7 protein-coding genes are annotated in these 9,622 nt (G+C 38.4%); all 7 read left to right on the top strand.

Going from position 1 to position 9,622, the window contains the following annotated elements; all coding sequences use genetic code 11:
- The first annotated feature begins 227 nt into the window (after positions 1–227).
- Complete coding sequence (locus ABDZ53_RS10575; protein ID WP_343756334.1) at positions 228–668, top strand: S1 domain-containing RNA-binding protein; 441 nt, start codon at positions 228–230, stop codon at positions 666–668.
- Positions 669–771: 103 nt separating this feature from the next.
- Complete coding sequence (tilS, locus tag ABDZ53_RS10570; RefSeq protein WP_343756332.1) at positions 772–2,175, top strand: tRNA lysidine(34) synthetase TilS; 1,404 nt, start codon at positions 772–774, stop codon at positions 2,173–2,175.
- A 47-nt stretch (positions 2,176–2,222) separates the two neighbouring features.
- Complete coding sequence (hpt, locus tag ABDZ53_RS10565) at positions 2,223–2,759, top strand: hypoxanthine phosphoribosyltransferase (protein ID WP_343756330.1); 537 nt, start codon at positions 2,223–2,225, stop codon at positions 2,757–2,759.
- A gap of 173 nt (positions 2,760–2,932) precedes the next feature.
- Positions 2,933–5,107, top strand: a complete 2,175-nt coding sequence (gene ftsH / locus ABDZ53_RS10560; RefSeq protein WP_343756328.1) for an ATP-dependent zinc metalloprotease FtsH — start codon at positions 2,933–2,935, stop codon at positions 5,105–5,107.
- Positions 5,108–5,215: 108 nt separating this feature from the next.
- Entirely contained in the window at positions 5,216–6,100 is an 885-nt protein-coding gene (gene hslO / locus ABDZ53_RS10555) for an Hsp33 family molecular chaperone HslO (RefSeq protein ID WP_343756326.1), read from the top strand.
- Positions 6,101–6,193: 93 nt separating this feature from the next.
- Entirely contained in the window at positions 6,194–7,696 is a 1,503-nt protein-coding gene (gene lysS, locus ABDZ53_RS10550) for a lysine--tRNA ligase (RefSeq protein ID WP_343756336.1), read from the top strand.
- A gap of 155 nt (positions 7,697–7,851) precedes the next feature.
- Complete coding sequence (locus ABDZ53_RS10545; protein WP_343756324.1) at positions 7,852–9,126, top strand: AI-2E family transporter; 1,275 nt, start codon at positions 7,852–7,854, stop codon at positions 9,124–9,126.
- Positions 9,127–9,622 lie beyond the last annotated feature (496 nt).

Genomic DNA, 9,622 nt, shown 5'->3' with positions numbered 1-9,622 from the left:
ATCAAATTTGACAAAAAAATAAAGCCATAACAGGCTTTGTGTCACTTTTTATTGATTCCAGCTGTTAAACTCCCGAGAAATGGAAGAAGAAAACGAATCATCTGATTAGTTAGCCTAAAAAGGCGAACAATTAACACAAAAGATGACCAAATGTCCAATTAAACTTTATTCCAACCCATTTGTATGGTATAATTACTCCAAATATATTAGGAGGAACATTAGAAAATATGTCAATTGAAGTTGGAAGTAAAGTAGAAGGTAAAGTTACGGGGATTGCTAATTTTGGCGCATTTATTGATTTAGGCGATAATAAAACTGGGTTAGTGCACATTAGCGAAGTCTCAGATAGTTACGTAGAAAACATCAATGAGGAACTAGAAGTTGGACAGAAAGTAACAGTGAAAGTTTTATCAATAGCAAATGACGGAAAAATTGGTCTATCTATCCGTAAAGCTCAAGAGAAACCTGCTGAAGAAACTTCCAAAAAACCAACACCTAATCGTGAACGTCGTAGTCACTCTCCTAGTAACAGAGGACAACAGCAAAATAAAAAGCAAGATTTTGATTCATTAATGAGTTCTTTCTTAAAAGATAGTGAAGACCGCTTAACATCTCTCAAGCGCAATACAGAAAATAAACGCGGCGGACGTGGCGGAAGAAAATCGTAAGCTAATTCAATAGATATCAATAAAGGGTTTAGGGGTGTCCCTGAACCCTTTTATTTATAATACATAGAATGAATACTAGACTACGTATAAAGCAGGTGATTTCGTGACGCTCTATGAAGCCTTTAAAGACCATGTGAAAGAAAGACTATACTGGAAACCAAGGGATCCAGTAATTGTCGCGGTATCGGGCGGTGTGGATTCGATTGTCTTATTCGATTTACTCACTCATTTGCCACAGGAGTACAAACCGAAACTCGTCATCGCACATATTAATCACCACCTAAGGGGAGAATCTGATGAAGAAGAAGCCTTTATTCGACACTTAGCGAATCAATCACAAACCCCATTACATGTTTACCAATGGCACCAAGACAATCATCCGGATACAGGAATTGAAAAAGCGGCAAGAGATGTGCGGTATCAATTCTTTTCTGAGGTAGCTGAAAAAGAAAACAGCTCCCATGTTTTAACAGCTCATCATCAAGATGACCAAGTCGAAACGATTTTGATGAGGTGGGCTAGAGGAGGCACGTTAGAAGAGCTCACAGGCATCCCTGAAATGAGAAAGTCCGGCAGAACAACTGTATTACGCCTTCTACTCCCTTTTTCAAAAAAGGAAATCATCCGCCATGCCCAAGAAAACGGGCTGGAGTGGAGAGAAGACGAATCGAATGCTTCGCTAGATTATTCAAGAAACCGATTCAGAAACAAAATCCTTCCTTTATTAAAAGAAGAAAATCAGGCGATTGAAAAACATATTCTATCTTTTTCAAATGATATAGCCGCTGTATTAGAGCTGCTTGCTCCTCTCATTCATAAAGAAAGAGAAAAAACGATAGATTTGACTGAAGAAGAGATAAGAATAGAGATACCTGATTTTATGACCCTGAAAAGGTCAATGAGAAAAAGTGTATTAAATGATGCCTTTTTAAAGTGGAATGACTCCGAATCCTATATAATAAAACAAACCCATTTAGATTTACTCATTGACTGGTTGGAAAAAGGGTCCCCTCATTCCTCTTTTGATTTACCCAATGACCTCATTGCTGAAAGAGTCTACAATCAATGTGTGATTAAACAAAAACAAAAAAAAGGGAATCAGCCTTCTCCATTAGTAGAAAAAGGGATCCCTATTTATTCACTTAACAAGTGGGTGAGTTTAAATGAAAATGAAAAAATTGGTTTGTTTTCCCCTTCACTATATGAACAAATGAGGTCAGAGACTAGCCAAGCTGTTTTTTTAAATAAAGATGCTATCTCTTTCCCACTTACAGCTCGGCATAGGAAAGATGGAGATAGACTGTCATTAAAAGGATCGAATGGAAGTAAAAAAGTGAAGGACATTTTTATAGATCAGAAAGTTCCTATGTTAGAAAGAAACCGAGCATGGATAATCGAAGATAATTCTGGTAAAGTCATTTGGGTTATCAACTATAAAGAATCAGCGTTGTCACTCGATCCTTTAACTGATACAATAAGCTACGTACTTGTGTACGAAAAAAAATGAATGAAACAATAAAAAACACGTTATATTTTAAAAAAGGAGACTTTAAAATGAAGAAGGACATGGAGAGTATATTAATTTCTGAAGAAGAAATCAAAAACAAAGTGAAAGAATTAGGAGAAATCTTAGCTGAAGAATATAAAGATAAAAACCCTTTACTTGTTTGTGTATTAAAAGGCGGAATGCCTTTTATGGCAGACTTAATAAAAGAAATGAACATCTATCTGGAAATTGATTTTATGGACGTCTCTAGCTACGGCAGTGAGCTGGTATCTTCAGGAGAAGTCAAAATATTGAAAGATCTGGATACTAATGTAGAAGGGCGACATGTCGTTTTTGTTGAAGACATCATAGATACAGGCGGCACTCTTTCTTACTTAAAAGATTTATTCAAGTATAGAAAAGCTGAATCAGTCAAAATAGTGACTTTATTAGATAAACCGTCAGGTCGTAAAAAAGACATAGAAGCTGACTGGATTGGCTTCACGATACCTGATGCCTTTGTGGTTGGGTACGGCTTGGACTACATTGAAAATTACCGTAACCTTCCCTTTATTGGGGTTTTAAAACCTGAGATTTACAAGTAACCTTTATCTGTATAGGTAAGGAGTTATCATGACGACAGCTTTCTTACTATAAGTAAACAAAGATCAAACAAAATTCATAGTCAAAGAAAGTCAAGTATGGTAGTATGATAAAGTGCATGAAAATAATGCCAGTATAATATTAAACAAATTCAATTGAATAGATGGAGGATGACATGAAGAAAGGATTTTTCAAAAGTGGCCTCTTCTACGTCATCGTGTTTCTTGCAGTTATTGGAATTGCAAGTTGGGCGACAAGTGACGGACAAGATCAAGCTTCAGAAGGTGTGAGTACAACACAGTTCGTAGAGTTTTTAGAAGATGATCGGGTAGAAGAATTTCAAGTTCAGCCTAGTGCAGGCGTATACGAAGTCAGAGGTCGTTTTCGTGAAGGACAAGAAATAGAAATTGAACAAAATCAAAATGTAACGATTTTCGGTGGAATGGATCAGCAAGAAGCAGATTTATTTGTCACCTATATATTAAGAAATGACAGTATGGTTAATGAAATCTATACATTAGCTAGAGAAAATGATGTAAATATTGTGTCCATAGAAGAACCAACAACCGGTATCTGGACCAGTTTACTCTTTTCGTTCTTACCTTTACTCTTATTTGTCGGTTTCATTTACTTTATGATGGGACAGGCTGGTCAGGGCGGCGGTTCTGGCGGCGGACGCGGAGTCATGAACTTTGGTAAATCAAAAGCCAAAGAAAGCGACGCTAAGACCAGTAAGGTCCGTTTCTCAGACGTAGCTGGGGCAGATGAAGAGAAAGAAGAATTAGTAGAAATTGTAGAATTCTTGAAAGACCCAAGACGTTTCGCCAATTTAGGCGCACGTATTCCAGCAGGGGTACTCTTAGAGGGCCCTCCAGGAACAGGTAAAACGCTATTGGCTAAAGCAGTAGCAGGTGAAGCAGGTGTGCCATTCTTCTCCATTTCCGGTTCTGAATTCGTAGAAATGTTTGTAGGGGTCGGAGCGAGTCGAGTACGTGATTTATTTGAAAATGCTAAAAAGACAGCTCCTGCCATTATCTTTATTGATGAGATTGATGCAGTAGGTCGTCAGCGTGGTGCTGGTATGGGTGGCGGACACGATGAGCGTGAACAAACCCTAAACCAATTACTAACTGAAATGGATGGATTCGAAGGAAACGAAGGAATCATCGTTATTGCGGCGACAAACCGTCAAGACGTTCTTGACCCTGCGTTACTCAGACCTGGTCGTTTCGATAGACGTATCATGGTGGGTCACCCAGACGTTAAAGGGCGTGAGGCGATTCTTAAAGTACACTCTAAGAATAAGCCGTTGGCACCTAGTGTTGATTTAAAAGTAATAGCAAGACAGACTCCAGGATTTGCTGGTGCTGACTTAGAAAACTTATTAAACGAAGCAGCCTTAGTAGCAGCTAGACGTAATAGTAAAGTCATCGAAGCCATTGATTTGGACGAAGCACATGACAGAGTAATCGCTGGACCTGCTAAGAAAGACCGTGTGATTTCTGAAACTGAACGAAGCATGGTTGCTTACCACGAAGCAGGACACACGATTGTCGGCTTAGTACTAAGTGATGCTCGTATCGTTCATAAAGTGACGATAGTACCAAGAGGACGTGCAGGCGGATACGCCATCATGCTTCCGAAAGAAGATCGTTATTTAATGACGAAAAAAGAATTGTTCGAACAGATTGTTGGTCTTTTAGGCGGACGTGTGGCGGAAGAAATTATCTTCGACTCTCAATCAAGTGGAGCCTCAAATGACTTCCAGCAAGCGACGCAAATCGCACGTAGCATGGTAACAGAATACGGGATGAGTGATTTATTAGGGCCTGTTCAATATGAAAGTGGCGGACAAGTATTCTTAGGAAGAGACTATTCTTCTTCTCAAGCCTACTCTGAACAGTTTGCTTATCAGATTGACCAAGAAGTCTTGCGTATCTTAAATGAAGCTCATGCGGAAGCGAAAAGAATTATTGAAGAACACAAAGATGCTCACCATTTAATTGCTCAAAAACTCTTAGAGGTAGAGACGTTAGATGAGAAGCAAATTAAATCCCTTTTCGAAAAAGGAGAAATGCCTGCGCCTAAACAAAATGAGGCACAGTCAGAGTTTCCACGTGAGAGCGAAGAGGCAGAAGTAGCTCCAGAATCAGAAAGAGATCCAGAAGAAGAAGCCATCGGAAAAACGTTTGAAGAAATAAAAGCGGAGCGCGAAAAGAAAGAGCAAGAGCGTAAATACCAGCTCGAGCACGGCGGCGCTAATTTCGAATCTGATGAGGAAGACAACAAGTCCCTCGATGAAGAGACGGATGCTTCAGCAGATGAAACGGATAAAGAGCCAAAAGAATAATCGTTTAGATGGACTATAGAAGAGGAGGCGTATCATTCGCACTCCTCTTCTTTCCATGTAAAATAAAATGAGAAGCACCATAAATTGATATAAAGGACTGTGAATAAAGTGACTGATAAACTAATCAAAGCACTATGTTATGATAATGAGATTCGGGTATATGTTGTAGAGGCCACTTCAATGGTCCAAACGGCTCAAGAAAAGCACGAGACGTGGAGTGCGGCCACAGCTGCTTTAGGGAGAGCGATGGTAGGCACCACCCTTCTTGGAGCGACATTAAAAGGCAATGACAAACTGACAGTCAGAATTGCGGGTGGCGGTCCGGTTGGTTATTTACTCATCGACAGTAATGCAAAAGGAGAAACAAAAGGCTTTATAAAAAATCCATTTGTCAGTCTACCTTTAAACGATCAAGGAAAAATTGATGTCAAAGGGGCCGTTGGAACAGACGGCATGATGACGGTCAGTAAGGATTTAGGAATGAAAGATCCTTTTGTTGGACAAGTTCCTATTGTCAGTGGAGAGCTTGGTGAAGACTTTACGTATTATATGGCTCACTCAGAACAGATACCGACAGCTATTGGTTTGTCCGTATTGGTGAATCCAGATGAAACAGTCAAAACAGCTGGAGGATTTATGATTCAAGTGTTACCAGGCGCTTCAGATGCGACTATTCAAAAAGTTGAGCAAGCAATTGCTGAACTTCCTCAAGTATCCAAGTTGATGAATCAGGGAGAGACACCGGAAGAAATCTTAAGGCGCTTGGTCCCTGACGGTTCGTCTCATATTCTGGAAGAAATGCCGGTCAGCTTTACATGTGATTGTTCTAAAGACCGGTTTGAAACAGCTATTGTGACTTTAGGAGAAAAAGAAATAGAAGAAATGATTGATGAGGACAAGGGAGCAGAAGCTGTGTGTCAATTCTGCCGTACAAAGTATTATTTCAACGAAGAAGAACTGACAAAATTGAAAGAAGAAGCAAAGAATAGGTAACTGTTCTATTGGACTTTATGAGAGTGAAAACTTATGGTACGATAGTTCAGAACGTAAAACTGGAAAAAAGAATGAGTGAATGGAGTGGATGGTGTGTCTCAGGATAATCCAAATAAAGAATCAGTAACGGATCAGTTAGTTGTGCGTCGCCAAAAAATGAATGACTTAAGAAAACGAGGGGTGGACCCGTTTGGCGGGCGTTATGATAGAACGCATCTGTCTTCTGAAGTTCTAGAAAGTTTTGAAGAGTATTCAAAAGAGGAACTGTCTGAAGCAGGTCATGTAGTGAAAATAGCAGGTCGTATTATGACTAAGCGCGGAAAAGGGAAAGCTGGATTTGCCCATTTAAAAGATAAAAACGGGTTAATACAGATTTATGTGCGTAAAGATGCTGTTGGGGATGAGCAATATGAAAGTTTCCAAACAGCTGATTTAGGTGATTTTTTAGGTATAGAAGGAACAGTAATGAAAACCAATACGGGTGAAGTGACCGTAAGAGCAGAAGAACTAACATTCTTATCTAAAGCCTTACGTCCCCTACCTGATAAGTACCATGGTCTGACTAATGTTGAACAAAAATACCGTCAACGCTATTTAGACTTAATTGCCAACGAAGAAAGTTTTGATCGCTTCACTAAAAGAAGTCAAATTGTTCAAGAAATAAGAAATTATCTAAACAGTCGTGGGTACTTGGAAGTCGAAACTCCCTTGTTGCATAACTTAGCTGGGGGAGCTGCTGCCAGACCATTCATTACACACCACAATGCCTTAGATATGGAGCTTTATTTGCGTATAGCCATTGAGCTGCACTTGAAGCGTCTGATTGTCGGTGGAATGGAAAAAGTATATGAGATGGGCCGTGTTTTCCGTAATGAAGGGATTGACACAACACACAATCCTGAATTTACTATGATGGAACTCTATACAGCCTATCATGATGTAGAAGATGTCATGGACTTAACAGAAGACCTGATTCAATCCGTTGCTGAAAAAGTTTTAGGTAAAACGGAACTAACCTACGGAGAAGACACGATTCGTATAGGAGATAAGTGGGCTCGCCGCCATATGGTTGATCTGATAAAAGAGGAAACAGGCATTGATTTCTTCAAAAACTATACGGATGATGAAGCAAGAGCATTGGCTAAGGAACATAATGTTGAAATTGACGATTTTGCAACATATGGCCATGTTGTCAATGAATTCTTTGAGAAGTTTGTTGAACATAAATTAATTCAACCGACCTTTGTTTATGGACATCCTGTTGAAATATCGCCATTAGCTAAGAAAAATGAGGAAGACCCGCGATTTACAGATCGATTTGAGTTGTTTATTGCTAAACATGAATATGCCAATGCCTTTAGTGAGTTAAATGATCCGATTGATCAACGTGAGCGTTTTGAAGCTCAAATGAAAGAAAAAGAACAAGGAAACGATGAAGCGCATGAAATAGATGAAGACTTTATCGAAGCGTTGGAATATGGAATGCCACCTACCGGAGGACTGGGCATTGGAATAGACCGTCTCGTCATGCTATTAACTGATTCACATTCTATTCGAGATGTTTTACTATTCCCAACAATGAAAAATATTGATTAATATGAATTAGCCTTTTAGCATGAATGCTCTTAGTCAATCTAGACGGAGCATTCATGCTTTTTTCTTTTCAAAATGTATTTACTCGTATTAATGCCAACTTTTATATATTATAATATGTAGAAGAGTTACTTAAGAATAAGAAAGTAGGGAAGTTTATGAAAAAAACACGTTGGATAAATTTTTTAGGAGGAAGCAATCTCGTCTTCACTTTAGTTGTATTGATTTTATTTGGTATCCTATTTTTCTTATTTAATCAGGTCAGCTATATTTTTACACCTATATTTGTCATTGTCTCTAATCTGTTGATGCCGTTAGTTCTTGCCTTGCTCCTATATTACTTATTGGACCCGGTCGTTGACTTACTAGAAAAATGGAAAATTAAACGCATTTTTGGAGTAACCATCCTGTATGCAGTCATCATTGCTGTATTGGTTTTAGGTATAGGATCGTTGCTACCGCTTTTGAGAAATCAGGTCGTTAGTTTTATTGAAAACTTCCCAGACTTTATTGATTCACTAGTCGAATCCATTACTGGGTGGCTCTCAACACTTCCTTTTGGAGCTGAAATAGAAACATTTATCGAAGAAGGGGAAAACTTTATAGCTGAAATTCCTAATAATATGGACCAATACTTATCAGATGGATTAAGCGGACTGACATCAATTGTCTCAGGAGTGACCAACTTTGTGGTAACACTAGTGACCTTTCCTATTATTCTATTCTTCATGTTGAAAGATGAGCAGAAGTTTTTTAATGCTGTGCTAAGTGTGGTCCCACCAAAATGGAGAGAAGATATTTTGCGTGTTTCCTCAGAAGTCAATACACAAGTAGGGGCTTATGTTAAAGGGCAATTAATTATAGCTTCTTCTATAGGAGTCATGATGTTTATCGGATTTACAATCATTGGATTGGAATACAGCGGGGTACTGGCTATCATTGCGGGATTTACTTCTATTATTCCTTATCTGGGTCCTACATTGGCTTTTCTACCTGCCTTAGTTATAGCTTTAATGGATTCATGGTGGATGGTTGTTCAGTTACTAATCGTTTGGGCTGTTGTCCAGTTCGTGGATGGAAATCTAATAGAACCTAACGTGATGGGAAGACAATTAAGTGTCCACCCATTGACGATTGTTATTGTTTTACTTGTCATGGGAGATCTTCTTGGTTTATTTGGATTAATACTGGGTGTTCCAATATATGCCATCTTAAAAGTCATCGTCGTTCACTTCTTTCAGCAATATAAGAAACGGTATAATAAATATTATGGTGATGTTGCAGGTGAGTATGAAGTCAAACCAATAGAAATTGCGGTTAAGAGAGAGCGTGGAGATGATAGCCAGATGAAACGTAATATGAAAATTGCCAAGCTTAGACGAAATAAAGTAAAAAAAGAGATGAAAGAAAAAGAAGAAGACGATAAAGAGTAAGAGTCAATTAAGCTTTTAGTAGCTGTCTAGGCAGGGATTTATGAGAATCCTTCCTCATGCAGCTACTAAAAGTTTTTTTATTTTAAAATATGCCTTGACGACTATTTAATATGATGGTATGATATATCACGTTGCTGCAAAACAACGACACCTAATAACACAAAATTAAATTGAAATTATGTGTTGACATTTAAGAAGCAACGGTATATAATATAAGTTGTCGCGCAGGGGCGGGTAACGCTTACACTTTTCAAAAGATTTCCGTTAATCGAAAAAAGAAATTCAAAAAAAGTGTTGACAACTGAAACGACAGATGATATTATATAAAAGTTGCCTCATAACGAAGCAACCGAATAGAACGAGATAGATCTTTGAAAACTGAACAAAGTAAAACAACCAAATGTGCAGGGGTCTTCGGTTCAATTATGAATCGAGACAACTATAGAGTTAACAAGGTTAACTCGCAATTTTTAAATGAGCTATTCAAACTTAAACA

Origin of the sequence: Alkalibacterium iburiense (assembly GCF_039521845.1) — a bacterium.
In the GTDB taxonomy this organism is placed as follows: domain Bacteria; phylum Bacillota; class Bacilli; order Lactobacillales; family Carnobacteriaceae_A; genus Alkalibacterium; species Alkalibacterium iburiense.
This window is presented reverse-complemented; position numbering and strand designations above follow the sequence as displayed.